Origin of the sequence: Helicobacter pylori (genome assembly GCF_001998165.1) — a bacterium.
GTDB classification, from domain to species: Bacteria; Campylobacterota; Campylobacteria; order Campylobacterales; family Helicobacteraceae; genus Helicobacter; species Helicobacter pylori_DL.
Genome location: NZ_MTWR01000107.1, coordinates 1 through 247, shown reverse-complemented (window position 1 = coordinate 247; position 247 = coordinate 1). Strand labels below are relative to the sequence as shown.

General features: G+C 35.6%; 1 pseudogene. It reads left to right on the top strand.

What is annotated here, in order from left to right:
* Positions 1 to 206: pseudogene (locus tag BZK24_RS08385) on the top strand (motility associated factor glycosyltransferase family protein); the annotation flags it as partial.
* Positions 207 to 247 lie beyond the last annotated feature (41 nt).

Sequence of the window (247 nt, the reverse complement as noted above, 5' to 3'; positions counted from 1 at the left end):
AGAGTAATTTTAAAGGTTATGAAACTTTTAGCGACTCGCTTTTTTTGCTCTCTAAAGAAAGGATTGAAGAAGCCCTTAATTATTACCAGCCTAAAAAAGTCTATAATTTAAGTTATGGGGCTAAAATCAAGCATGCCGTTAGCCTCAATTATTCTCAAGTAAAATTGAAACATTCCAACAAACAAGAAGCTACCGCTCGCATTAAGCCCCACGCTTTTACCAATCCTACCCACTAAAAGCATGAAAA